Genomic DNA, 24,382 nt, shown 5'->3' with positions numbered 1-24,382 from the left:
GTCGCTCGCGCTTCCCGACGGTGCTGGGCATCCCCCTGCCGCTGATCGTGATCGCGCTCGTGCTCGCCGCCCTGCTGGGTGCCCAGCTCGCCGGCGCCCTCGAGCAGTCCACGACCAGCCGCTCCCACATGTCCGGGGCCTCGGTCGACTCCCTGACGGGCACCGGGAACAATTCCACCGGCCTGCCCGTTGTCACGGAGACGACGCTCGGCGCCGAGGTGCAGCGGTTGGTCGACACCGGAACGATCCAGCCGATGACCAGCTTCGATGCCGCCCAGTGCCTGCGCGAGCAGGGCGTCGACGAGTCGATCCTGATTATGGACGAGATCGCATGGGGCGGGGAGGAGGCTCCCGGCTGGCTGCTTGTCCACGGTCCTGTGGACCGCGAGACGCTGCGCGCCAATGGCGGTGTCATCTCGGCGACCGTGGTGCTCCCCGAATGCGGCACGGGCGTCCACACCGACGACCCGGGCCAGGACCGCATCTGGTCCGGGGACGTGATGATCGGCTCTCTCTGACCTCGCTCACGACCCCTCCCGCGTTGCTCCTCGCACCCGCATACTGGACGACGGTCCTCCCGCTGACCGTCCACCGCACCTCACCCCGGAAGGACATTCCATGACCCAGCCGATCCAGGCGCTGAACATCCTCGGCAGCCCCGCCCCGGCCGCGCAGCCCGCCCCCGTCGCCCAGGACGGCGGCGACGGCACCGTGCACGAGGTCGTGATCGTCGGGTCCGGCCCCGCCGGGTACACCGCCGCGATCTACACCGCCCGCGCCGAGATGAGCCCGATCGTCATCGCGGGTGCTCTCGACGCCGGCGGCGCGCTCATGACCACGACCGACGTGGAGAACTTCCCCGGATTCCCCGAGGGTGTGCAGGGTCCCGAGCTCATGGCCTCCCTGCAGGAGCAGGCCGAGCGCTTCGGCGCCGAGGTGGTCTACGAGGACGCCGTGGATCTCCAGCTTGAGGGCGACATCAAGACCGTCACCCTCGACGACGGCACCGTGTACCGGGCGAAGGCCCTGATCATCACGACCGGCTCCGCGTACCGCAAGCTCGGCGTGACCGGCGAGGAGACCCTCTCCGGCAAGGGCGTCAGCTGGTGCGCGACCTGCGACGGGTTCTTCTTCAAGGACCAGGACATCATCGTGGTCGGCGGCGGTGACAGCGCGGTCGAGGAGGCCACCTTCCTCACCCGCTTCGGCAAGTCCGTGACCCTCGTGCACCGCCGCGACGCGCTGCGCGCCTCGAAGATCATGGCACGCCGCGCCGAAGCCGATCCGAAGCTGAGCTTCGCGTGGAACAGCGAGATCGTCTCCATCAACGGCGAGGACAAGGTCGAGTCCGTGACCCTGCGGGACACCGTCACCGGTGAGGAGCGCGAGGTCGCGACCAACGCCGTGTTCGAGGCGATCGGACACCTGCCCCGCACCGACCTGCTGCGCGACAAGCTCGAGCTGGACGACGAGGGCTACATCGTCTGCCAGGGTCGCAGCACCTACACCTCGGTGCCGGGCGTGTTCGCCGCCGGCGACGTCGTGGACCACACCTACCGCCAGGCCATCACCGCCGCGGGCACCGGCTGCCAGGCAGCGCTGGACGCGGAGCGCTGGCTCGCCGACCGCGCGGCCGGCATCGACGCCTCCGAGGAGGCCGCGGCGGACGACGTCGCGGTGGAGGTCGCCGCGCAGTGACCGCGGCGGAGGGGAGGGTCCCCGTCCTGGTGCTGCTGAGCGCCGACTGGGCCGGGCCCTCCCGCCCCGCGCCGACGCTCCTTCGCGAGCTGGCGCGGCGCTGGGGCTCCTCCATGCACACCCTCCTGGTGGAGGATCCCGACGACGGGATCCTCGATCGGTGGCAGGTCGAGCACCTTCCGACGTGGTTGCGGTTCGTCCCGGCCGACGAGGGCGGCGCGGATGAGCCGCTCGGCTGTGAGGGACCGGAGGGCAGCGAGGGAGCTGCTCCCGTGGTCGAGGCGGAGCTGCGGGGACTCTCCCCGCGCGGGGAGGAGAGTCTCCTCCCCGGACCCTGGCGGCTGGACGTGCGACGAAGCGGCGCCCTGCCCAAGCATGTCGTCGATGCCGAGCTGGGTCCGCTCGCCGTGCCCGATGCCGCCGTGAAGCCGGTTCCCGGGGACTGTCAAATCACCTGAGAACGACCCTTCTGACGTGCACGAACTGACTGTCCACAGTGTCGTCCACAACGATGTCCACACTGTCGCACGCCCCTGTCCACAGAGTTGTCCACAGAAGAATGTGGATAACTCGGCGTGAGGGATCAGCCATCCTCGGCGGCCGGATTGTGCCGCTGACCTGGGCGTTCTCTCTCCACGGGGGCGCGGCTTGCCGCGCCTGGACCATCGGTGGTATGGCCGCGGGGAGGCTCCGGACAGATTCCTGACACGCGTCGGAATCGAGTTGTCCACAAGGTTCTGCACACTGTGCACGAACACGCGACGACGCCGTTCTCGCGACATCGGGCAGACCGTGCCGGGCGTACAAGGCGCCACGTGGAACGGCCGATCGGTCACGTAGATCGAGCGCATCCCCCGCAGAGCCGAACTGCATGTGCGACCCAGTAGAGCGGGGCCGAAGGCGTTGCACGTGAACCCCCTCGATCTCGCTGCGCGGCGCAACGGACCGTGAGGACCGACCCGACCGGCCATCACTCGGCCACTCCCCGTTCATTTACCGGAGAAGGATGTTCCCCGTGAAACGTCAGTCTGTGCTGACCAGTCGGCGACCACCTCGGGCGGCAGTGGGGGCGGGCATCGAGGTTCGGCTCCCGGACAGGCGCAAGGCCAGGGGCAGGGGTCGCTGCCTGGCACACCCATGGTCCTCGCCAATGTGGATCGGTTGGCACCACTGCGGAGTCCCCTCATGCCCAGCTCTGCACTTCGTCCTCCCTCTTGCGGCATGGTGGACGGCAGTGCCGTGTACCGGCCGGCCTAGCGGGCGTGAGCGTGGGGTGTAGGAACCCCTGAGATCGGAGCGCAGCCCGGCCCCGAGGGCGTGGAGGTCAGCGTGGACCAGGCCGCTCGATGGTGACGTTTCCCGTGGAACGCCTCGACTCGTGAGCCCGATACCCGGATGCAGGCGAAAAAAGCGTGGGGAAACTCCGCTGGAGTCAGTGCTGCTAACACTGATCTGCGTGCGACCAGCGATGCTCCACCGTGTGCAGAAGGCGACGACGCTCGAGCCAGTCACGGATGTTCCCCGTGAAACCCGCTGGCGCGCGCACGGCAATGGAGTAATCAATTGGACATTGGGGGCTGAAGTCTTCCAGGGATGGCGGATGCCATCTCGGCAGCCCACGGCGTCTCACGGGAAACGTGCCTCGCTGTACTACCTCAACCGCGACCTCCTTCAATGAAGGCACTACACACGGAACGGCGGGAGTGGGGCACTCCCCTGGGGGAGGGTAGGGGATGCGCAGCACGCCGCTTGAACAGGTCGAACATGCGATGTTCCATCGTCGAGGTTTCACGGGAAACCAGTGTAGGCATGTAGCTTGGTTCAGTTCATTGTCGAGCGCCGGCGCTGCCATCCCTGAGTGCCAGAGAGTCCTGTCGGGTACTGCGTGGGGATCACACTCGAGTCGGAGACCGATCGTCCTGGAAAGCCGGGCAAGAAGTTTCACGTGAATCCGTCTCCCCTTCCTGGAGGAGGAGGCTGGAGGTGGAGGAGGAGTAGGAACTACGTTTCACGGGAAACGCTGCTGACTAGCAGGGTGACGAGCGAAGTAGCGCCGGCACCAGTCCACTCCATCGACGGTATCTGCTCCCGCCGTGGATGCACCCCGAGCAGAGACACACCGACTCTCTTCGCATCGCAAGCCCGACGAATGCGGTGTTTCACGGGAAACCACGCAGTGGCCTGTCTGCTGTTCCGATTGCACAGCCCCTGGCATGCCCTGCCACTCGGGCAGGTGCTCATGACGCCGCCAGCGGTTCACGGGAAACCCACTCCCCTGGGGCAGAGGGGCGATTCTGGTGCAGTCGTCCATGTTTCACGGGAAACCAAGGGTTCGGTGCAGCTGGTTGTGAAACTCTCTCTCACCTAGAGGAAGGCTCAGAGCTCTTCAGACGTAGTTCTACGTGAATCATCCTCACTTCCAACGCGATCATCATCGCTTGCACTGCTCCGTCAGACCACGAAGTGGGCTCTGCATAAGCGCCTTTGAATCTCTCTGCTGCGACAGGCGGCTGTGCCTCGTACCGCTCGCTTGAGATGTCGTCTGCTGCGATCGGTGGAGGACGCCATCTCCTGTGACGAACAAGGAGTGTTTCCCGTGAAACTCAGCCAACTCTCCGAGGAGCGGACGCACCGGGGGGAGATACGCCGAGGTGCTCACGGGATGGACCGAGGGCGTCCACATCATCTTTTGGTCCGCAATAGGGTGAACTACGAGAGAGGGGTGGGCTCTGCACGGCGGAGAAGCACGCGCGCGTTTCACGTGAATCTCTGCAGTGGTAAACAGTTCACACGCTTCTGGTCGCCAGGAGCTCGACAACCTCACGCGACTCCTCCCCTGGAGAGATAGCCTCAAGAATTTCATCTCCCGATCGACCGATTCGCGAGGGTGATCAAGAGCTTCGACGTGCCGGCCCCATGGCCCGTTCGCCAGCGGACCCGACGTACGATGCCGCGGTTTCGCGTGAAACCTCGACCCCAGGGTGAACGACGAGGTCCACACCAGTGGAAGTGGTGGGCGATGGTCGAGACGGCTGCACATGACGTGAACACCCGCGCACTCACCGCCACGGGATGCGGCGACGAGGAGCTTCCCATGACCTGGCGTCCCGACCCCCTTTCGTCCATACTCTCCAGCAGGGCAGGTGAGGTTTCGCGTGAAACCCACAGCCAGGGAGTACGACGCCGGAACTCGTGGTCAAAAGGCCTTCCGCGAGTTGTGCGTGTCTGGCACTCACGAAAGCGTCACAACGCATGCTCGACCTCGCTGTCCACACTGTTGTACACAGTGGTGGAGAACCGCTGCGCAGCCCTCTCACCTGCACACCTGCACACTCTGCGACGTCTCGTCCACTGCAGGTGCACAGAGTCCGTCCGAGGAACTCTCCTATCCGCTGTCGGTGCCTCCGGGGGAGCGGGGATTCGCTTATCTGACGTTATATCTACTTTCCGTCATCTCCGGGGATGGCCCTTCCCGAGGGGAGCTGTCCGCCCCTTCGCTCCTCGCCGGATGACCGCCGTCCGATGCAGAAGAGGGACCCGCCGTCGTCCGGCGGGTCCCTCCGTGGTCGTGCTACTCGAGCTCAGTGCTCGCTGGTCTGCTGCTGCTCGGGGAGCGGGATGTCGAGGCCCATGTTCTCCACGAGACGCTCGAGATCCTCGAGGTTCGTGAACTCCAACGTGATGCGGCCCTTGCGCTTGCCGACATCGATCCGGACGGGTGCCTCAAGCCGGTTGGACAGACGGCTGGTGAGGTCGACGACGTGGGGATCGTAGGTGCTGCGACGCACGGTCCGGGTGCCCGTCTGCTGCTGCCCTCCCCTCGCCACGAGGCGCTCCACCGCGCGGACAGAGAGGCCCTCGCTGACGATCCGCTGCGCCAGCTCCTCCATCAGCGCCGGGTCGTTTAGGGAGAGCAGGGCGCGGGCATGACCGGCGCTCAGGGCACCGCTGGCCAGGCGCCGCTGCACGAGGGCCGGCAGGCGCAGCAGGCGCAGGGTGTTGGTGATCTGCGGGCGCGAGCGGCCGATGCGCTCTCCGAGCTCGTCCTGCGTGCAGCCGAAGTCGTCGAGGAGCTGCTGGTAGGCGTTGGCCTCCTCCAGCGGGTTCAGCTGGGCACGGTGCAGGTTCTCCAGCAGAGCGTCGCGGAGGAGATCGTCATCGCTGGTCTCGCGGATGATCGCCGGGATCGCGGTGAGTCCTGCGCGCCGCGCGGCACGCCAGCGGCGCTCGCCCATGACCAGCTCGAAGGACTCCCCGTCCTCGGTGACCGGGATCGGTCGCACGACGACGGGCTGCAGGACGCCCACCTCGCGCAGGGAGTACGCCAGCTCGTCGAGCTCGTCCTCGTCGAACATCGTGCGAGGGTTGCGCGGGTTCTCGCGGACCTCGTGGATCGGGATCTCGGCGAACTCGGCACCCGGGACGCTGACCAGGCCCTGGTGGTCAGCTCCGGAGTCAGCCGACTCCGCGGGCGAGGTCTCGGCCAATTCCTCGGCGGGCTCCTCGGCAGAGACGTCAGTCGACTCGTCCGCGGAGTCGTCAGCGGACTCCTCTGCGGGCGCGGGCGCCTCCACAACGGGAGTCGACTCGACCTTCTCGACATCGACGACGGGGCTCTGCTCGCGCTCCTCCGCGGCCGGCTCGGCGGCGGTGGGCGCGCTCGGTGCCTCGGCGGCCGCGCCGGCGGGCTGCTGCGGGGTCGAGGTCGCGGGGGTCGACGCCTCGGCCGGCTCCGATGCGGCGGAGGTGGCCTCGGGGGAAGGAGTCGCCGACGTCGTCGCCTCCGTCGCCTTCGCGGGGGTGGTCGTCGCAGCAGCGGACCTCGACGTGGCGGTCTTCGACGCGGCAGTCTTCGAGGCCGGGGTCTTCGCAGGCGCACTCTTCGCCGGAGCGCTCTTCGGCGCCGCCTTCTTCGCGGGGGCGCTCGTGGACGCAGAGCTCTTCGTGGCAGTCGTCGAGCCCGTCGACTTCGCGGTGCTGGTCTTGGCAGTACCGCTCTTGGCGGTGCCGGCCTTCGCAGTGCCGGACTTGGCAGTGCTGGTCTTGGCAGTGCTGGTCTTGGCGGTGCTGCTCTTCGAGGAGGCCGTCTTCGAGGAGCTCGGCGCCTTCGCCTCAGCGCTGTCCTTCTCGGAGGCGGACGCAGTGGTGCTGCCCTTGGCAGCACTGCTGCGGGAGCCGTTCCGTCCGCGGCGCTCGGCGGCGGCGCGGGCCATGCCGGTGGCGAGATCGCGCGCGCTCTCGCTGCCGCGCTGGGGAGCCTCGTCGGCCGCGACCTTCTCGCCGGAGAAGAACATGTCCACGGGGCGGGTGGTGCCGTTGCGACCGCCCTCCCCAGCGGACGGGCGCGTGCGCGTGCGCAGCTCCTGCTCGGGGGCGGGCGAGGTGCCCGCTCCCGGGATCAGGGCGCCGAGACCTCTGCCGAGTCCTCGCTTCTGCGTCATGCCGTTGTCCTTCCGGGAGAGATCGTCATCGTCGCGGAGACCTCGATGTCAGCGCGGCGTGCGCGCGGTGCTGCGGCCCAGCGGGGTGAATGTCAGGAGTGGGGTCGTGGTCGGGATCAGGGAGCGGGACGCGTGTTCAGCTCGTACGCCGCCGCACGGTACGCCAGGGCTCCGCTGGAGCTCGGATCGTAGGTCAGCACGGTCTGGCCGTAGCTGGGCGCCTCGGAGATCCGCACCGACCGCGGGATCGTGGCCTCCAGGGTCTGCTCCGGGAAGTGTTCGCGCACGTCCTGGGCGACCTGCGCCGCCAGCCGCGTGCGGGCGTCGTACATCGTCAACAGGATCGTGGAGACGACCAGCTCCGGGTTCAGGTGCTGGCGGATCAGATCGATGTTGTTCAGCAGCAGCGTCAGACCCTCGAGCGCGTAGTACTCCGCCTGGATCGGGATCATCACCTCGCGGGCCGCGACCAGGGCGTTCACCGTCAACAGGCCGAGAGACGGCGGGCAGTCGATGAGCACGTAGTCCAGCCGCGGCAGACCCCGGGCGGCGCGGTCCTCGAGGTGGTCGCGGATGGCGTTGCGCAGCCGGTTCTCCCGCGCCACGAGCGAGACCAGCTCGATCTCGGCGCCGGAGAGGTTGATCGTGGCGGGCGCGCACTGCAGGCGCTCCATGTCCGGGACGTCCTGGACCACGTCGGAGATCGGCGCGGACTCGACAAGCACCTCGTACATGCTGGGCACCTCGGCATGGTGCTCGATGTTCAGCGCGGTGGAGGTGTTCCCCTGCGGATCCGCATCGATCACCAGCACGTGCAGGCCACCCATCGACAGCGCTGCCGCCAGGTTCACGGCGGTGGACGTCTTGCCCACGCCGCCCTTCTGGTTGGCGATCGTGATGATCCTCGTGCTCTCCGGGGCGGTGAACTCCACGCCCTCGAGCTGCCTGCGCCGGGCGTGATCCCGGGTGAGCTCCCGCATCAGCGGGGTGTCGTCCATCGACCCCGCCCCCTGGGAGGAGTCGTCGCGCTTCTCAGCCACGCGCATCTCCCTTCCTGCTCGCCTTCGCTCGGCGACGCACTTGGACCACTGTAGTGGGAACCTCGACCTCGCCCGTCCCGTACTGCGCAATGGTGGGATCGACCCCGCCGAGCTTCGTGAGGACCTTCTCGGCCTTGACGATCTCGTCGGCCGCGGAGGAGCCCTTCATCGCCAGCAGCACCCCGCCGTCCTCCACCAGGGGGAGGGTCCAGCGGGCCAGCTTGTCCAGCGCCGCGACCGCCCGGGCGGTGACGACCTCGAAGGTCCGCTGCCCGTGCAGGTCCTCGGCCCGGGCGCGCACCACCTCGAGGCCGAGGCCGAGCTCGGCGTCGACCTCCTCGAGCCACGTCGTACGACGCTGCATGGTCTCGATCAGGGTGACCGACAGGTCCGGGCGCGCGATCGCGAGGACCACCCCGGGCAGGCCGGCGCCGGAGCCGACGTCGGCCAGGGTGCGGGCGTCCGACGGGATCGCATCGGCCATCAGCGCGCAGTTGAGCAGATGCCGCTCCCAGAGCCGGTCCACCTCACGGGGACCGATGAGCCCGCGCTCGGGACCCTGCTCGGCGAGCAGGTCGACGAAACGCTCGGCGAACTCGAGACGGTCCCCGAGGACGCGCTCGGCCGCCGGTCGCAGCGGATCGGGAAGAGGCAGCACGGGGAGCCTCAGGAGGCCGGGTAGATCACGACGTGGCGGCCCTTGCCGTCGCCGTCGGACTCGGAGCGCAGGCCCTCGCGCTTGGCGACGTCGTGGACCACCTTGCGCTCGAAGGGGTTCATCGGGCGCAGCGGCACGGGGGCGCCGGTCTCCTTCGCCTCCGCGATCGCGGTGGCCGCGAGCTCCTCGAGCCCGCCCTTGTGCTCGGCGCGGAAGCCGCCGATGTCGAGCATGAGGCGGGAGCGGCTGCCGGTGCGGGTCTGCACGGCCAGACGCGCGAGCTCCTGGAGGGCATCCAGCAGCTCGCCCTTGGGGCGGTTCAGCTCGGCGAGGCGGTCGGCGCCGCGGATCTCGACGGAGGCCCGGTCGCCGTCCACATCGATGTCGATGTCGCCGTCGAGATCGGCGATGTCCAGCAGCTCCTCGAGGTAGTCGGCGGCGATGTCGCCCTCCTCCTCCAGGCGGCGCAGGCGCTCCTCCGCGCTCTCGCCGGCCTGGTCGTCGTCGGACGGGTCGCCGCCGGCCCGCTCCTCCGCAGCCTGGTCGTCGGCGTCGTTGTCTGCGTCGGTGTCGGTGTCAGCCGATACGGCCGACGGCGCGGCGCTCTCCTGCGGGGCAGTGCTCTCCTGCGGCGCAGCGCTCTCCAGCGATGCGGCCTCGCCCTGCGTCGCGATCTCCTGCTGCACGTCGTCGTCGACCGCGGGCGCGTCGGGGGTGGTCTCGTTCATTCGGGGTCCTCCGGGAATGCTGGGGATGGATGTCTCCCGGGAGCGACCGTGCTCCCGGGGGTGAGGTCACTTCTTCCGCTTCTTCTTCGCGCCCTTGTCCAGCGCGCTGGAGCCCTTCTGGGGAGCGGAGGGCGTCTCTCCGGCGGCTTCCTGCGCCGCACGGCGCTCCTCGGCGGCCTTCGCGCGCGCCTCGCGGGCGCGCTGCAGCTTCTCCTCGTCGGAGAGCTTCTTGCCGCCAGTGTTCTTGGCGGAGGGCTGGACGCGGATCTGGCGCTCCGGCTCCGGATCGGGCTCGGAGACCTTCTTCGGCGGGGTGAAGTCCAGCGGCTCCAGACCCTTCTTCGCACGCTTGTCGTTGATCCGCTCCTGGCGGTCCTTCTCGGCGTCGGAGCCAGGGGTCGGGGTCGCGCGGATGACGATGTACTGCTGGGCGAAGGTCCACACGTTCGTGGTGAGCCAGTAGATGAGCACACCGATCGGCATGCCCGGTCCCGTGATCACGTAGATGAACGGGAGCATGTACAGCATCATCTTCTGGGTGCTGGCCATGGGACCCTCGAGGGCCGCCTTGGGCATGTTCTTCATGGTCAGCTCCTTCTGGGTGAAGAAGGTGACCGCGCACATGGCCGCGATGATGATGCCGGCGACGATCTTGGTGGTGATCCCGCCGTCGCCCGAGTTCAGGAAGCTGTCGGCGATGGTGACGTCGCCGAAGAAGGTGGAGTTGCTGGCGGAGCGCGCGAGCTCCGGGGTCAGGGGGCCGAAGCCCTCACCCGCGGCGGCCTGGGGCAGCTTGTTGAACAGGACTCGGAACAGGCCGAAGAAGATCGGCATCTGCAACAGCACCGGCAGGCACGAGGAGAACGGGCTGGCGCCCGCGTCCTTGTAGATGGCCATGGTCTCCTCGGCCATCTTCTGGCGGGAGTCCGGGTCCGTCTTGCCCTTGTACTTCTTCTGGACGGCCTGCAGCTCCGGGGAAACCATCTGCATCGCCCGCGACGCCCGGATCTGGCGCACGAACAGCGGGATGATCAGGGTGCGGACCACGACCGTGAGGCCGACGATGGACAGGGCCCAGGTGAGGCCGGAGTCCGCCTCCATGAACAGCGACAGCAGCGCATGGAACTGGACCATGAGCCATGCCACGGCCCATTCGATCGGATACAGGGGATTCATCGGCCTGGTCTTCCTGCCGCACGGATGCGCATGTCGTTCATGCGAGGTGACGGCTGTGGTCGGGAGTCTTGGACAAGGGTAGGCCTTAAGGGGCCGGGTGCCGCAGTCGGCGTGGATTGCTCCACATGCCGGGCGCGGGCACCGGGTCGAGCCCGCCCCTGGTGAAGGGGTTGCAGCGCAGGATGCGCCAGGTGGTGAGCAGGGTCCCCTTCACCGCGCCATGGGTCCGCAGGGCGTCCATGCCGTACTGCGAGCACACCGGGTCGTACCGGCACGCGGGCGGGGTGTAGGGAGAGATGCCCACCTGATAGGCGCGCACCGGCAGCATCAGCAGCCGGCGAGGTAGCCTCGTGAGGGAGCGGAGCGGACCGGGGGCGGTCACGGCGCGGCCCTCATGGCACTGCCGCCGTGCGCCGCTCGAGCTTGCGCTCGGCGGTGCCGAGCGCCGAGTCGACATCGTCCCGGAGCTCGGCGAAGGACTGGTCCTGGATGCCCGGAAGCGCCCGCAGCACGAGCGCGCTGCCGGGGGGCAGGGTCTCGAGGTGCGGGCGCACGATCTCGCGCAGCCGACGGGTGACGCGGTTGCGCACCACGGCGTTGCCGATCTTCTTGGACACGACGAATCCCACGCGGGGTGCGTGCTCCCCCTGCGTCAGCAGGGTCAGATGCACGACCACGTGGGATCGGGCGCTGCGCACACCACCGCGGGTGACCGCACGGAACTCGTCGCTGCTGTGCAGTCGACGAGCGGACCAGTACACGCCGTGAGGCTCCGGCCCGGTTCGCCGCTCAGGCGGAGAGCTCGGAGCGGCCCTTGGCGCGACGGGCGTTCAGGATGGCGCGGCCGGCGCGGGTGCGCATGCGGGCGCGGAAGCCGTGCTTCTTGGCGCGGCGACGGTTGTTCGGCTGGAACGTGCGCTTGCTCATGGTTCTCCTCGATGGTCGGGCACGGACGTGCCCCTCGCGGTGGCGTGTGGTCTGCTGCGCGGACGGGTGTCCGGGCGCACCCGCGTGAGCGGGGCGGCTGCCATGGCCCCTGGGAGCCCAGGGACGGCGCCGGAACGGGCGGCGCGCAGCGCTGACTGCACGATTTTAGGCGCGAGGGTGCACGGGGTCAATGGAAGATCCCCGGAGAGGCCTGGTTGTGGCCCGATTCTCACTGCCTGGCACGGCGCGGAGGGGGTCCTGTGGGGACGCCCACCTTCTATCCACATCTCCTGTCCACAATACTGGGGATCTTGTGGAAAACTGTTCCGACCCGCGCCCGACCTGTAGGGAGTGACTGATGTCCGAGGCTGACGCCGACGCGATCTGGGAGCGCACGCTCAGCACGCTGCGCCGCGACGACACCGTGTCGCAGCGCGTCATCGCCCTGCTGACCCTGTCCCGTCTGATGGCCGTGGTGGCGGACACCGCCCTGCTCGCCGTGCCCTCGACCTCGGCGAAGGAGCTGATCGAGCACCGGATCGCCGGCTCGCTCAAGGCCGCGCTCAGCGAGGCGACCGGCAAGGACCTGCGCTTCGCGGTCACGGTGGACGAGTCGCTGCTGCTCGAGGGCGACGACGACGAGGCGCCCGCCGCGGCACCGTCCGCACAGACCGCCTCCGCGGCCCCGTCGGCCCCGCTGACCTCCTCCTCCACCTCCTCCGGTGCACATTCTGTGGACAACGATGTGGACAGTGCCGGACAGGATGTCCACAACGCGCCGTTCCGGCGTGGGGACGGCTACTCCGCGGGCCCCTCGGACGCCGACGGCGGCCGCGGCTCGGTCCTTCCCCGCAGCGGCGAGCTGGGCCGGGCCGCCCTGCCCTCGAGCACGTCGGCCGGCTCGGCCGGCGCCTCCCCGTCGGCCGGACCCTTCACGCGCGGCGGCGCGCGCCTGGACACCGGATTCCACGGCTCCGCGGCCGACGACCCCAGCGCCTACGCGGGACTCTCGGCGCTGACGGGCTCGTCGGCCCCCTCCCCGATGCCGGCTCCCTCCCGGCCCGCCCCGTCCGCGGGCGGCTCGACCCTCGGCGAGGACTCGCGCCTGAACAGCAAGTACACCTTCGACACCTTCGTGATCGGGTCCTCGAACCGATTCGCCCAGGCGGCGGCGTCGGCCGTGGCGGAGACGCCGGCGAAGGCCTACAACCCGCTGTTCATCTACGGCGGCTCGGGCCTCGGCAAGACGCACCTGCTCCACGCGGTGGGCCACTACGCGCAGAGCCTGTACCCGAACGTGGTGGTGCGGTACGTGAACTCCGAGGAGTTCACCAACGAGTTCATCAACTCCGTGCAGTCCGGTCAGTTCGGCAAGGCGCAGGAGTTCCAGCGCCGGTACCGCGACATCGACATCCTGCTCATCGACGACATCCAGTTCCTGCAGCGCGCGCCCGAGACGATGGAGGCGTTCTTCCACACCTTCAACACGCTCTACAACTCGGACAAGCAGATCGTCATCACCTCCGACCTGCCCCCGAAGGAGCTCGGCGGCTTCGAGGACCGGATGCGCTCCCGGTTCGAGATGGGCCTGATGACGGACGTGCAGCCGCCGGACCTCGAGACCCGCATCGCCATCCTGCGCAAGAAGGTGGCGCAGGAGAACACCGGCGAGGTCCCGCACGACGTGCTGGAGTACATCGCCTCCCACATCGCCACGAACATCCGCGAGCTCGAGGGCGCGCTGATCCGCGTGCAGGCGCTGCACTCCCTGTCGCGCCAGCCCATGGACGTCACCCTCGCCGAGTCGGTGCTCAAGGACCTGCTCTCCCACGACGACGGCGCCCAGATCACGGCGTCGACGATCATCGCGCAGACCGCGACCTACTTCGGGCTCTCGGTCGAGGAGATCGTGGGCACCGGCCGCAGCCGGCGCCTGGTCTCCGCCCGCCAGATCGGCATGTACCTCTGCCGGGAGCTCACCGACATGCCGCTGATCCGCATCGGCGAGGAGTTCGGCGGCCGCGACCACACCACCGTCATGCACGCGAACAAGAAGATCAGCGAGCTCATGAAGGAGCGTCGGGCGATCTTCAACCAGGTCACCGAGCTGACCGCACGGATCAAGAGCTCCTCGAGCCGTCAGTAGTCGCCCTCGCGCAGTGTGGGACAGCCGTGAGGCGCCGCTGCGCGTGACGTCGGCAACGCTTCCGTCGGCCGACGAGCGGCGGGAAGTGCGCGGAACCGCGACGAAGGGGAGCTGTGGATGCTCTGGGGACGAGCGAATGACAGTCCAGGTCATCCTGTCGCTCTCCCCAATTGTGGATAACTCTGTGGACAGTGTGGAACGACGAGCATCCGCGCAGGAGCCGATGTGCATGGAGAAATGACAGGAACCGGCGGAGCACGCTGATCCGTGCACAGTCCGCCCACGGAGGAGTTGTCATTCTCCACGAGCGACCCACGCCGTCAGTTCCGATTGCGACCTGCGCGAATGACACTTTTCCACGGAATCCACAGCCGTGATGATGAGGACTGCAGGTAGTTGCTCGACGGGGATGTGGACGGGGAGGGCCGGGCGGCGACGGCCGGCGGAGGGCAGCGGCGGAGCGAGGAGCACGGACGAGGAGGGGATCGGATGTCAAGGATCGGCGCCGGTGTGTCGGCGGCAGGGCTCGAGACCCGATACGCTGTGCACCGTTCGACGACGTCGATCACGTTCTGGCATTCGACCACTGCGAAGGAGTGGAAACGGTGAAGTTCCACCTCGATCGCGGCGTCCTCGGTGACGCCGTCTCCTGGGCCACCCGTACCCTCCCCGTCCGTCCGGCGATGCCGATCCTGCAGGGCGTGCGCATCGTCGCCGATGCCGGCGGTGAGCTACAGCTGTCGACCTTTGACTACGAGGTCAGCGCGCAGATCCGGCTCGAGGCCGAGGTCGAGCAGCCCGGCGAGGTGCTGGTCCAGGGCCGCATGCTCTCCGACATCGTCCGGGCCCTGCCGAACAAGGACGTCTCCATCGCGCTCGAGGGCACAAAGCTCCAGGTCCGCTGCGGCAGCGCCCGCTTCGCCCTGGCCACCCTCCCCGTCGAGGAGTACCCCCAGCTGCCCGCGATGCCGCCGGTCGCCGGCACCGTCGCCGCCGACCTCTTCTCCGAGGCGATCTCCCAGGTCACCGTCGCGGCGTCGAAGGATGACACCCTTCCGCTGCTCACCGGTGTGAAGGTCGAGATCGCCGGGGAGACCATGACCCTCATGGCCACCGACCGCTACCGCCTGGCGCTGCGCGAGCTGACGTGGAACCCCTCGACCCCCGGCACCGAGCTGACCGCCCTGGTCCGCGGCCGCACCCTGCACGAGGTCGCCCGCTCGCTGGCCACCGGCGGCGGCGTCGAGATCGCTCTGAACGACGACGACTCCGCGAACCTCATCGGCTTCGAGGCCGGCGGTCGCCGTACCACCTCCACCCTCGTTGACGGCGAGTACCCGCCGGTCAGGCGCCTGTTCCCCGACACGACCGCGATCACCGCCGTGGTCTCCACCGGCGCTCTCATCGACGCGGTCAAGCGCGTCTCCCTCGTCGCCGAGCGCAACACCCCCGTACGCCTGTCCTTCACCGAGGGCCAGGTCGCCCTCGAGGCCGGCGCCGGTGACGACGCCCAGGCCAGCGAGGTGCTCGAGGCGCAGCTCGAGGGCGAGGACCTGGTCGTCGGCTTCAACTCCGGTTTCCTGCTCGACGGCCTCGGCGCGCTCGGCACCGAGTTCGCGCGCCTGACCTTCACCGACTCCATCAAGCCGTCCGTCATGACCGGCCAGGAGTCCCTCGAGGGCGAGCCCGACAACTCGTACAAGTACCTGATCATGCCGATGCGGATCTGAGGGAGGTCGAGCTCCCTCCGTGCAGCTGACCGCCCTCGATCTCACCGCCTTCCGCTCCTACCAGCGGCTGAGCCTGCCCGTCGAGCCCGGAATCACCGTCATGGTGGGCCCGAACGGCCAGGGCAAGACCAACATCGTCGAAGCCGTCTGGTACCTCGCGACCCTCTCCAGCCATCGCGTCCCCCACGACGCGGCGCTCGTGCACCGCGGGGAGTCGACCGCCATCATCCGGGCGAGCTTCGTGCGCGCCGGGCGTCCCCTCCAGGTCGACCTCGAACTCACCCCCGGGCGCTCCAACCGCGCCCGACTGCAGGGTCAGAACGTCTCCCGCCTGCGCGACCTGCTCGGCGAGGTGCGCGCGGTGCTCTTCGCCCCCGAGGACCTGGGCCTGGTCAAGGCCGACCCCGAGGGCCGGCGCCGCTTCCTCGACGAGCTGCTGTTCGTCATCGCCCCCCGCTACGCCTCGGTGAAGGCCGACTACGACCGCGTCCTCAAGCAGCGCGGCAACCTGCTCAAGCAGATGCGCTCCATGCGCCGCGGCGGCAGCGGCCGCAGCGTGGGCGGGCTCGACCCGGCCGAGTCCGCGGCGAGCACGCTCGAGGTGTGGGACCAGCAGCTCGCCCGCCACGGCGCCGACCTGCTGCGCGCCCGGCTCCACCTCGTCAACCGCCTCCGCCCGCATCTGGGCTACTCCTACCTGCGGGTCGCGACCGACGAAGGTGCCGAGGCGGCACTGGATCTGCCGCCCGCCCAGCGCGGCGAGGTCAGCTCCCCGGCCGACGTCCGCTACCGCTCCGCGGTCCTCGACGAGCTCGGCACCGCGCCCGGCGAGCTGCCCGGGCTGCGCGAGATCCACGACGCCATGCTCGAGATGATCGCCGCCCGGCACGACGAGGAGATCGACCGCGGCGCCTCCCTCACCGGACCCCACCGCGACGACCTCGAGATTCGCCTGCACGACTTCCCCGCCAAGGGCTACGCCAGCCACGGCGAGTCCTGGTCCCTCGCCCTCGCTCTGCGCCTGGCCAGCTACGACCTGCTGCGCCTGGAGGAGGGGGACCTCGGCGACGGTGAGCCGATCCTCATCCTCGACGACGTGTTCAGCGAGCTCGACGTGCACCGCCGCGAGCGCCTCGGTCGGATCGTCACCGGCGCATCCCAGGTCCTCATCACCACCGCCAACGACACCGACATCCCCGCCTCGCTCGACGGGGAGATCCACGTGGTCGACGTGCGCCTCGGCGAGGCGGTGCCGCGGTGAGCAGCAGCGGCGGCCGACGGGGCGGGGCGGGGCGCGCCGGCCAGGGCGGTGCAGCCGCCGGCGGGAGCGGCAGGGCCGCGGGCCCCGCGCGGCCGCGGCTCGCGAACCCCTACGACCTCGGCACCTGGCGAGGTGCGGGAGCGGCGGGGCCGGGAGAGGCGGGTCCAGCCGACGGGACCGCACAGCTCGGCGCCGCGGCCGGTGTCCCAGGCGATGTCCCGGCCGACGCCGCACCCCGCGTCGAGGCCCCCGTCGGCCGCCGTGCGCCGCGCGTCGCGCTGCCGGCCGAGCCCGGCGACGGGGCTGCCCCCGCGCTCGGGCCCGAGCCCGACCAGGAGCTCTACGACCCGCCGGACCTGCCCACCCCCGCCGATCCTTTCGAGCTCGCGCGCCGCACGGTGAACCGCTCCCGCGCCGCCGCCCGCGACCGCGGACTCTTCCCCATCTCCGCGAAGACTCAGGCCAGGGATCTGCGCGACCGGTCCGACCGGGCGCCGGGCTACTCCGGCTCCCGCCCCGACCCCCGCGACCCGCAGGGCATCCAGTCGGTGCTGAAGAAGGTGCTCGGCAACCTCGGCTGGATGGAGGGAATGAGCACCGGCCGGGTCCTGGACGAGTGGGACGAGATCGTGGGCGAACGGATCGCGACCCACTGCCGGCCCGTGTCCTTCGAGGACGGGGTGCTCGTGGTCAGCGCCTCCTCCTCCGCCTGGGCGGCGCAGCTGCGGATGCTCACCCCGCAGCTGATCACCACCATCGAGGAGCACGTGGGCTCCCACGTGGTCTCCGAGCTGAAGGTCACCGGGCCCGCCGCGGCCGAGCGCAGCTGGAAGAAGGGACGCCGCACCGTCACCTGGCGCGGCCCGCGCGACACCTACGGGTGAGCAGCATGGTGGGGCTGCGCGGCTGACCTGCGGCGTCTCGTCCCGCGTTCACAGGAGGACACGCACCCGGGTGCGCTTGCTACGGTGTGGGAGTCGAGCTGACACAGCTCGCGTGCACTGGGGTCGGTGAAATTCCGAGCCGGCGGTGACAGTCCGCGACCCGAGGGCTCTCAGGCCCCCGGTTGACCAGGTGGAACTCCTGGACCGACGGTGAGAGTCCGGATGGGAAGAGCACGCGACGACGTCCATGGGACGGTCCGCCGTCGGTGCTTCCGTGCACCGTCCGCGCCGCACCCTGCGGACGTCGCCCTCGTCGCCCCTCCCTCTCCTCGGACCGCGAGCCGCGGACCGGAGGAGAGCAGATGAGCAGGGCCGATACCGAGGCCACCACCCCGTGCACCACCATGTCGTGCACCACCGAGGCGGAGCGCGCCGCACTGCACCACGCCCTCGACCTCGCCGCAGCTCCGGGAGTGCCCGCCGGTCCGAACCCCCGCGTCGGCTGCGTGCTCCTCGCCCCCGACGGGCGGATCCTCGGCGAGGGCCGCCATCGCGGCGCCGGCACCGCCCACGCCGAGGTCGACGCGCTGCGCAGCGCCACCGGTCCCGTCCGCGGAGCGACCGCCCTGGTCACCCTCGAGCCCTGCGACCACCACGGCCGCACCGGCCCCTGCACGCAGGCGCTGCGTGACGCCGGCATCGCCCGCGTCGTCGTCGCCCGCCGCGACCCGAACCCCGTCGCGGCCGGGGGCCTGGACACCCTGCGCGAGGCCGGGATCGACGTCGCCGTCAGCGAGGACCCGCAGCTCACCGCGCGGGCCGAGGAGCTGCTTCGCGGCTGGGAGCACGGACTGGTCCACCACCGCCCCCTGGTCACCGCCAAGCTCGCCCTCACCCTCGACGGCCGCGCCGCCGCGGCCGACGGCACCAGCCGCTGGATCACGGGCCCCGCCGCCCGCGCCGAGGTCCACGACCTGCGCGAATGCTGCGACGCGGTGCTGGTCGGCACCGGCACCGCGCGCCTCGATGCCCCGCAGCTCACCGCCCGCCATGAGGACGGCACCCTCCGCGCCCGCCAGCCCCTCCGGGTCGTCATGGGCGAGGGCGAGGCGCCGGCCCTGCCCACCCTCCCTGGCGCCGGTGAAGCCCTCCGCCTGCGCACCCGTGACCCCGAGGCCGCACTCGAGGACCTCTTCGACCGAGGCATCCGCCATGTGCTGGTCGAGGGCGGGCCGACCCTCGCCGCGGCCTTCCTCACCGCGGGCCTCGTCGACGAGCTGATCGTCCACCTCGCTCCGAGCCTCCTCGGCGCCGGCCCCGCCGGCATCGGAGACCTCGGCATCACCACGATCACCGACCGGCTCGACCTCGAGCTGCGCGACCTCCGCCCGCTCCCCACCCCGGACGGCCCCACCGACCTGCGCCTGCTGCTGCAGCCCCGCACCCGCTGACCACCCCACCGCTCCCACCAGGAAGGACGCCCATGTTCACCGGCATCATCGAGGAGCTCGGCACCGTCGAGTCCCTCACCCACGACGCGGACGGTCCCGCACGCCTGCGCATCCGCTCCCCGCACGTCCTGGACGGCATCCGCCTCGGCGACTCGATCGCCGTGGACGGCTGCTGCCTCACCGTCACCTCCCACGAGGGGGAGGTCTGGACGGCCGACGTCATCGCCACCACCCTCGCCGCCACCACCCTCGGCCGCCGCACCTCCGGCGACCGCGTCAACCTCGAGCGCTGCGTCCGCGCGGACGGGAGGCTCGACGGCCACATCGTGCAGGGCCACGTCGACGCCGTCGGCGAGATCGTCGGCCGACGCGAACAGGACGGCACCACCCTGATCGATATCGCCCTGCCCGCCGGGCTCGCCCGCTACGTCGTGGACCGCGGCTCCCTCGCCGTGGACGGGGTGAGCCTCACCGTCGCCGGTCTCGAGGACGGCGCGATCGACGTGGGCACAGCCGACGAGGTCACGGCCGACGGCGGCGCCCGGGTGACGATCGGGCTGATTCCCGAGACCCTCGCGCGCACCACGCTCGGCCACCGGGCGGTCGGCGAGGGCGTGAACCTCGAGGTCGACGTGCTGGCCAAGTACGTCGAGCGGCTCACCGGCAGACTCCTTCCGGCGGCTGCGCGGGGTGCAGCGACTCCCGTCGGGGAGACCTCTGTCCCGGCGACCTCTGTCGCGGGGGCCGTGCGATGAGCGGCCTGCGCCTGGACCCGATCCCGGACGCGCTCGCCGCCCTCGCGGCCGGCCGCCCGGTCGTCGTCGTGGACGACGAGGACCGCGAGAACGAGGGCGACCTGATCCTCGCGGCCTCCGCCGCGACCCAGGAGTCGATCGCCTTCGCCGTCCGCCACTCCAGCGGCCTGCTGTGCGCCCCGATGAGCGCCGAGCGGGCCGACGCCCTCGAGCTCCCGCTCATGGTGGCGGACAGCACCGACCCGCTGCGCACCGCCTACACGATCAGCGTCGACGCCCGCGAGGGCGTGACCACCGGCATCTCCGCCGCCGACCGCGCCCGCAGCCTGCGCCTGCTCGCCGATCCGGAAACCGCCCCCACCGACCTCGCCCGCCCCGGCCATGTCCTCCCGCTGCGCGCCCGTCCCGGAGGGGTGCTCGAACGTCGCGGGCACACCGAGGCGGCCGTCGACCTCACGCGCCTCGCCGGCCTCGAGGCCGTGGGCATGATCGTCGAGCTCGTCCACGACGACGGCACCATGCAGCGCGGTCCGGCCCTGCGCGAGTTCGCCGACCGGCACGGCCTGGTGTTGATCTCCATCGAGGACCTCGCCGTCCACCGTCTGGCCACCGGCGACCTGGCCCTGGACGTCACCGCCCCGGTCACCCTCCCCACCGACCACGGCACCTTCGAGGCGCTCGCCGTGCGCGAGCCCGGCCGCGGCGGCGGGGCCGACGCCGAGCACCTCGTGCTCGTGCGCGGCGACGTCACCAGCGACGAGCCCGTCCTCACCCGGGTCCACTCCGAGTGCCTGACCGGGGACGTGCTGGGCTCGCACCGCTGCGACTGCGGCCCCCAGCTGCACGAATCCCTGGACCGCATCGACCGCGCCGGACGCGGCGTGCTCGTGCTGCTGCGCGGCCACGAGGGACGCGGCATCGGCCTGGCCGACAAGCTGCGCGCCTACGCCCTGCAGGACGCGGGCCGCGACACCGTCGAGGCCAACCTCGACCTCGGCCTGCCCGTGGACGCCCGCAGCTACGGCATCGTCCCGCGGATCCTCGCCCACCTCGGCGTGCACAGCATCGACCTGCTCAGCCACAACCCCGACAAGGCCCGCGAGCTCACGGCCGGCGGGGTCGAGGTGCGCCGCGTCGTGGACCTCGACACCCACCCCACCGCCCAGAACCTCGCCTACCTCACCACCAAGCGCGACCGGCTCGGCCATCACCTCCTCGGCCTGCCCGAGCCGGTGCTGACCCGTCCCACCCCCACGAGCACCACCCCCTCGAGCACCGCCCCCACGAACGGAGTCCCCGCATGAGCGGCCACGGAGCCCCCGCCCCGCAGATCACCCCCGCCCGCCCCGGCACCCGCGTCGCGATCGTCGCCGCGTCCTGGCACGAGGAGGTGATGGACGGCCTCGTCAGCGGGGCCCTGCGCGCCTGCGCCGAGGCCGGGATCGAGCGGCCGCGCCTCGTACGGGTCCCCGGCTCCTTCGAGCTGCCGCTCGTCGCGGACCGCCTCGCCCGCGACCACGACGCGGTGATCGCCCTCGGCGTCGTGATCCGCGGAGGCACCCCGCACTTCGAGTACGTGTGCGCCGCGGCGACCGACGGGCTCTCCCGCGTCGCCCTCGACCATGGAGTCCCCGTCGGGTTCGGCCTTCTGACCTGCGACGACGATGACCAGGCCCGGGATCGCGCCGGGCTTGCCGGCTCACACGAGGACAAGGGGCACGAGGCGGCGGCCGCCGCGCTCGCCACGGCCGGGCTGCTCGCGGAGCTCGGGGACCCGGCGCCCGCCGAGGAGGTGCCCGTCGCGGGCTGAGCACCCCCGGGGTTCGGGCGCCGGACCGACGGGCGGAGCGCGGTGACCCGCCGGTCACCGGAGCGCGGAGATCGGGAGCGTCAGACGCGCCGCAGCCGCTTCAGCACCCCGGGGGGCGTACCCGCCCCCATTTCCCGCCCTCCCCGCGCGTTCCCGAGGCCGCCACGAGGCGTCTGAGGCGGCTTCCGGGCCGCGTCGTCCACAGGATCGGGGCGTCCGAATAGGTTCACAGGGCCTTCTTCGCTAGAATGGGGGAGGTTCGGCCGACGTCGACCGGGGGACCCCCACCAGGGCGCGCCCGCCCGGCGATCTCGATGCCGTCGGCCCGATCTCCGCGGCCTGCGGATGCTGCTCGCGCGCACGCGCGCGAGGGAGTCCGCGGGCCTCGTGTGTGTCGGTCCGCAGCGGGCGCCCGCCCGACGGCGCCGCCGGACCACCCTCGGTCCTCCCCCGATCGAGGGACGCCAGGACTGCGAGGAGCCACATCAGGTGAGCGACAGCGACCGCCCCATGCCCGATCAGGACGTGCCGGAGACGACCCCGGACCCGGCACCGGGAGGGGCAGCACCTGCCGAGGCTCCCCACGAGACCGCGCCTCATGAGACCGCGGGCGAGCGCGCCGCGCACGCACCGGCGCACTACGAGGCCTCGGACATCACCGTCCTCGAGGGCCTCGAGGCGGTCCGCAAGCGCCCCGGCATGTACATCGGCTCCACCGGTGAGCGCGGCCTGCACCACATGGTCCAGGAGATCGTCGACAACTCCGTGGACGAGGCGATGGCCGGCCACGGCGACACCATCGAGGTGACGCTCCTTCCCGACAACGGCGTGCGCGTGGTCGACCACGCCCGCGGCATCCCCGTCGCGATGCACCCCACCGAGGGCCGCCCGGCCGTCGAGGTCGTGCTCACGGTCCTGCACGCCGGCGGCAAGTTCGGCGGTGGCGGGTACGCCGTCTCCGGCGGTCTGCACGGCGTGGGCTCCTCCGTGGTCAACGCCCTGTCCACCCGCATGGAGGTCGAGATCCGCCGCGACGGTCACGTCTGGCGCCAGGCCTACTCCCGCGGCGTGCCGCTGGTCGACCTCGAGCAGGGCGAGGCGACCGACGAGACCGGCACCACCATCACCTTCTGGGCCGACGACGAGATCTTCGATACGACCGTCTACGACTTCGAGACGCTGCGCAAGCGGTTCCAGCAGATGGCGTTCCTGAACAAGGGCCTGCGCATCACCCTGACCGACGAGCGCGCCCCCGAGGGCGGCGAGGATCAGGACGAGGAGGTGGACGTCGAGCTCGAGGCCGAGAAGAAGGAGGGCCCCCGCAGCGTCTCCTACCTGTACGAGCGCGGTCTGCAGGACTTCGTCGAGTTCATCAACAGCGCCAAGCGGGCCGAGGTGATCCACCCCGACATCATCTCCTTCGAGTCCGAGGACACCGACGCGAAGATCAGCGTCGAGGTCGCGATGCAGTGGACCGGCGCGTACACCGACTCGGTCCACACCTACGCCAACACGATCAACACCCACGAGGGCGGCACCCACGAGGAGGGCTTCCGCTCCTCGCTCACCTCGATCGTGAACCGGTACGGCCGCGCCCAGGGCCTGCTCAAGGAGAAGGACGCCAACCTCACCGGCGAGGACATCCGCGAGGGCCTCACCGCGGTGATCTCCGTGAAGCTCGGCGAGCCCCAGTTCGAGGGCCAGACCAAGACCAAGCTCGGCAACACCATCGCCCGCACCTTCATGGTCAAGGTGATGACCGACCAGCTCACTGACTGGTTCGAGTCCCATCCGAACGAGGCCAAGGCCATCGTCCTGAAGGGCCAGGCCGCCGCGGCCGCCCGCGAGGCGGCCCGCAAGGCCCGCGACGCGACCCGCCGCAAGTCGCCGCTCGAGACCGGCGGCATGCCCGGCAAGCTGCGCGACTGCTCCTCCCGCAACCCCGCCGAGTCGGAGATCTTCATCGTCGAGGGCGACAGCGCCGGCGGCTCCGCCGTGCAGGGCCGCGACCCGCGCACCCAGGCGATCCTCCCCATCCGCGGCAAGATCCTCAACGTCGAGAAGGCGCGGCTGGACCGGGCGCTGGACAACCAGGAGGTCCGCTCGCTGATCACCGCCTTCGGCACCGGCATCGGCGAGGACTTCGACGCCACCAAGCTGCGGTACCACAAGATCATCCTGATGGCCGACGCGGACGTCGACGGCCAGCACATCTGCACCCTGCTGCTGACGCTGCTGTTCCGCTACATGCGCCCGCTCATCGAGCTCGGCCACGTGTTCATCGCGATGCCGCCGCTGTACCGCCTGAAGTGGTCCAACGCCCCGCACGAGTACGTCTTCAGCGACGAGGAGCGCAACGAGCGCCTCGCCGCCGGCCAGTCCGCCGGTCGCCGCATGCCCAAGGACAACGGCATCCAGCGCTACAAGGGCCTGGGCGAGATGGACTGGAAGGAGCTGCAGTCCACCACCATGGATCCCGCCTCCCGCACCCTCAAGCAGGTCACGGTCGACGAGGCCGCCGACGCCGACACCATCTTCTCCGTCCTCATGGGCGACGACGTCGAGTCCCGGCGCCGCTTCATCCAGGAGAACGCCAAGGACGTCCGCTTCCTCGACATCTGACCCCGACGTCGGACCCCAGGTCCCGTCGGCCCCCGGCGCGGCGCCCTCGCGGCGC

At 70.5% G+C, this 24,382-nt stretch carries 20 protein-coding genes and 1 riboswitch; of the genes, 12 read left to right on the top strand and 8 right to left on the bottom strand.

Going from position 1 to position 24,382, the window contains the following annotated elements; translation table 11 throughout:
- Nucleotides 1-20: 20 nt before the first annotated feature.
- The 3 genes from HNR70_RS14115 to HNR70_RS14105 all read left to right on the top strand — a co-directional run bounded on the left by HNR70_RS14115 (nucleotide 21) and on the right by HNR70_RS14105 (nucleotide 2,156).
- The gene (locus HNR70_RS14115; protein ID WP_312857681.1) at nucleotides 21-518 is read left to right on the top strand and encodes a hypothetical protein; all 498 of its coding nucleotides are present in this window, start codon (nucleotides 21-23) and stop codon (nucleotides 516-518) included.
- A 100-nt stretch (nucleotides 519-618) separates the two neighbouring features.
- Complete coding sequence (gene trxB, locus HNR70_RS14110) at nucleotides 619-1,698, top strand: thioredoxin-disulfide reductase (protein ID WP_184326212.1); 1,080 nt, start codon at nucleotides 619-621, stop codon at nucleotides 1,696-1,698.
- Entirely contained in the window at nucleotides 1,695-2,156 is a 462-nt protein-coding gene (locus HNR70_RS14105; RefSeq protein WP_184326211.1) for a YbbN family protein, read from the top strand. Before trxB ends, HNR70_RS14105 begins: the two co-directional genes overlap by 4 nt.
- 3,123 nt (nucleotides 2,157-5,279) lie before the next feature.
- Here HNR70_RS14105 and HNR70_RS14100 read toward each other — a convergent pair.
- The 8 genes from HNR70_RS14100 to rpmH all read right to left on the bottom strand — a co-directional run bounded on the left by HNR70_RS14100 (nucleotide 5,280) and on the right by rpmH (nucleotide 11,668).
- Nucleotides 5,280-7,139, bottom strand: a complete 1,860-nt coding sequence (locus HNR70_RS14100) for a ParB/RepB/Spo0J family partition protein (protein ID WP_184326210.1) — start codon at nucleotides 7,137-7,139, stop codon at nucleotides 5,280-5,282.
- Nucleotides 7,140-7,255: 116 nt separating this feature from the next.
- Nucleotides 7,256-8,185, bottom strand: coding sequence for a ParA family protein (locus HNR70_RS14095; RefSeq protein WP_246375240.1), 930 nt, complete (start codon nucleotides 8,183-8,185; stop codon nucleotides 7,256-7,258).
- Nucleotides 8,172-8,837 carry a 16S rRNA (guanine(527)-N(7))-methyltransferase RsmG gene (gene rsmG / locus HNR70_RS14090; RefSeq protein WP_184326209.1) on the bottom strand — a complete coding sequence of 222 codons (666 nt, stop codon included), beginning with the start codon at nucleotides 8,835-8,837 and terminating at the stop codon, nucleotides 8,172-8,174. Before rsmG ends, HNR70_RS14095 begins: the two co-directional genes overlap by 14 nt.
- 8 nt (nucleotides 8,838-8,845) lie before the next feature.
- Entirely contained in the window at nucleotides 8,846-9,565 is a 720-nt protein-coding gene (locus HNR70_RS16060; RefSeq protein ID WP_246375238.1) for a Jag family protein, read from the bottom strand.
- A gap of 66 nt (nucleotides 9,566-9,631) precedes the next feature.
- Entirely contained in the window at nucleotides 9,632-10,741 is a 1,110-nt protein-coding gene (gene yidC, locus HNR70_RS14080; protein ID WP_184326208.1) for a membrane protein insertase YidC, read from the bottom strand.
- 85 nt (nucleotides 10,742-10,826) lie between these two features.
- Complete coding sequence (gene yidD / locus HNR70_RS14075; protein WP_184326207.1) at nucleotides 10,827-11,123, bottom strand: membrane protein insertion efficiency factor YidD; 297 nt, start codon at nucleotides 11,121-11,123, stop codon at nucleotides 10,827-10,829.
- Between the two features lie 10 nt (nucleotides 11,124-11,133).
- On the bottom strand, nucleotides 11,134-11,502 hold the full coding sequence (gene rnpA, locus HNR70_RS14070) for a ribonuclease P protein component (RefSeq protein WP_184326206.1): 369 nt from the start codon (nucleotides 11,500-11,502) through the stop codon (nucleotides 11,134-11,136).
- 28 nt (nucleotides 11,503-11,530) lie between these two features.
- Nucleotides 11,531-11,668 (bottom strand): 50S ribosomal protein L34, encoded by a 138-nt coding sequence (gene rpmH, locus HNR70_RS14065; protein ID WP_102235578.1) that lies wholly within the window; start codon nucleotides 11,666-11,668, stop codon nucleotides 11,531-11,533.
- A gap of 358 nt (nucleotides 11,669-12,026) precedes the next feature.
- Here rpmH and dnaA point away from each other — a divergent pair, with 358 nt between their 5' ends.
- From dnaA to gyrB, 9 genes are all read left to right on the top strand, one after another.
- Nucleotides 12,027-13,814 (top strand): chromosomal replication initiator protein DnaA, encoded by a 1,788-nt coding sequence (gene dnaA / locus HNR70_RS14060; RefSeq protein ID WP_184326205.1) that lies wholly within the window; start codon nucleotides 12,027-12,029, stop codon nucleotides 13,812-13,814.
- Nucleotides 13,815-14,419: 605 nt separating this feature from the next.
- A complete protein-coding gene (gene dnaN, locus HNR70_RS14055) occupies nucleotides 14,420-15,544 on the top strand; it encodes a DNA polymerase III subunit beta (RefSeq protein WP_184326204.1) in 1,125 nt (374 codons plus the stop codon).
- A 19-nt stretch (nucleotides 15,545-15,563) separates the two neighbouring features.
- Nucleotides 15,564-16,805 carry a DNA replication/repair protein RecF gene (recF, locus tag HNR70_RS14050; protein WP_184326203.1) on the top strand — a complete coding sequence of 414 codons (1,242 nt, stop codon included), beginning with the start codon at nucleotides 15,564-15,566 and terminating at the stop codon, nucleotides 16,803-16,805.
- A complete protein-coding gene (locus HNR70_RS16420) occupies nucleotides 16,802-17,689 on the top strand; it encodes a DciA family protein (protein WP_184326202.1) in 888 nt (295 codons plus the stop codon). The genes recF and HNR70_RS16420 overlap by 4 nt, the downstream gene beginning before the upstream one ends.
- A gap of 108 nt (nucleotides 17,690-17,797) precedes the next feature.
- Nucleotides 17,798-17,928: riboswitch (FMN riboswitch) on the top strand.
- Nucleotides 17,929-18,051: 123 nt separating this feature from the next.
- On the top strand, nucleotides 18,052-19,140 hold the full coding sequence (gene ribD / locus HNR70_RS14040) for a bifunctional diaminohydroxyphosphoribosylaminopyrimidine deaminase/5-amino-6-(5-phosphoribosylamino)uracil reductase RibD (RefSeq protein WP_246375236.1): 1,089 nt from the start codon (nucleotides 18,052-18,054) through the stop codon (nucleotides 19,138-19,140).
- 32 nt (nucleotides 19,141-19,172) lie between these two features.
- Entirely contained in the window at nucleotides 19,173-19,895 is a 723-nt protein-coding gene (locus HNR70_RS14035; protein WP_184326201.1) for a riboflavin synthase, read from the top strand.
- Nucleotides 19,892-21,199: a 3,4-dihydroxy-2-butanone-4-phosphate synthase gene (gene ribB / locus HNR70_RS14030; RefSeq protein ID WP_184326200.1), complete on the top strand. Its 1,308-nt coding sequence runs from the start codon at nucleotides 19,892-19,894 to the stop codon at nucleotides 21,197-21,199. Before HNR70_RS14035 ends, ribB begins: the two co-directional genes overlap by 4 nt.
- Nucleotides 21,196-21,705, top strand: coding sequence for a 6,7-dimethyl-8-ribityllumazine synthase (gene ribH, locus HNR70_RS14025; RefSeq protein ID WP_184326199.1), 510 nt, complete (start codon nucleotides 21,196-21,198; stop codon nucleotides 21,703-21,705). The genes ribB and ribH overlap by 4 nt, the downstream gene beginning before the upstream one ends.
- Before the next feature lie 510 nt (nucleotides 21,706-22,215).
- Complete coding sequence (gyrB, locus tag HNR70_RS14020) at nucleotides 22,216-24,327, top strand: DNA topoisomerase (ATP-hydrolyzing) subunit B (RefSeq protein ID WP_221421499.1); 2,112 nt, start codon at nucleotides 22,216-22,218, stop codon at nucleotides 24,325-24,327.
- Nucleotides 24,328-24,382 lie beyond the last annotated feature (55 nt).

The sequence above is a fragment of the Brachybacterium aquaticum genome (assembly GCF_014204755.1).
In the GTDB taxonomy this organism is placed as follows: Bacteria; Actinomycetota; Actinomycetes; order Actinomycetales; family Dermabacteraceae; genus Brachybacterium; species Brachybacterium aquaticum.
Note: the sequence above shows the minus strand (reverse complement) of the source record. Positions and strands in the feature narration are given on the sequence as shown.

Coding starts and splice junctions, on each gene's coding strand:
- ribB (WP_184326200.1), top strand. CDS start 19,892: ATGAGCGGCCTGCGCCTGGACCCGATCCCGGACGCGCTCGCCGCCCTC.
- ribD (WP_246375236.1), top strand. CDS start 18,052: ATGAGCAGGGCCGATACCGAGGCCACCACCCCGTGCACCACCATGTCG.
- HNR70_RS16060 (WP_246375238.1), bottom strand. CDS start 9,565: ATGAACGAGACCACCCCCGACGCGCCCGCGGTCGACGACGACGTGCAG.
- rpmH (WP_102235578.1), bottom strand. CDS start 11,668: ATGAGCAAGCGCACGTTCCAGCCGAACAACCGTCGCCGCGCCAAGAAG.
- yidC (WP_184326208.1), bottom strand. CDS start 10,741: ATGAATCCCCTGTATCCGATCGAATGGGCCGTGGCATGGCTCATGGTC.
- trxB (WP_184326212.1), top strand. CDS start 619: ATGACCCAGCCGATCCAGGCGCTGAACATCCTCGGCAGCCCCGCCCCG.
- HNR70_RS14095 (WP_246375240.1), bottom strand. CDS start 8,185: ATGCGCGTGGCTGAGAAGCGCGACGACTCCTCCCAGGGGGCGGGGTCG.
- HNR70_RS14100 (WP_184326210.1), bottom strand. CDS start 7,139: ATGACGCAGAAGCGAGGACTCGGCAGAGGTCTCGGCGCCCTGATCCCG.
- ribH (WP_184326199.1), top strand. CDS start 21,196: ATGAGCGGCCACGGAGCCCCCGCCCCGCAGATCACCCCCGCCCGCCCC.
- HNR70_RS14035 (WP_184326201.1), top strand. CDS start 19,173: ATGTTCACCGGCATCATCGAGGAGCTCGGCACCGTCGAGTCCCTCACC.
- dnaA (WP_184326205.1), top strand. CDS start 12,027: ATGTCCGAGGCTGACGCCGACGCGATCTGGGAGCGCACGCTCAGCACG.
- gyrB (WP_221421499.1), top strand. CDS start 22,216: ATGCCCGATCAGGACGTGCCGGAGACGACCCCGGACCCGGCACCGGGA.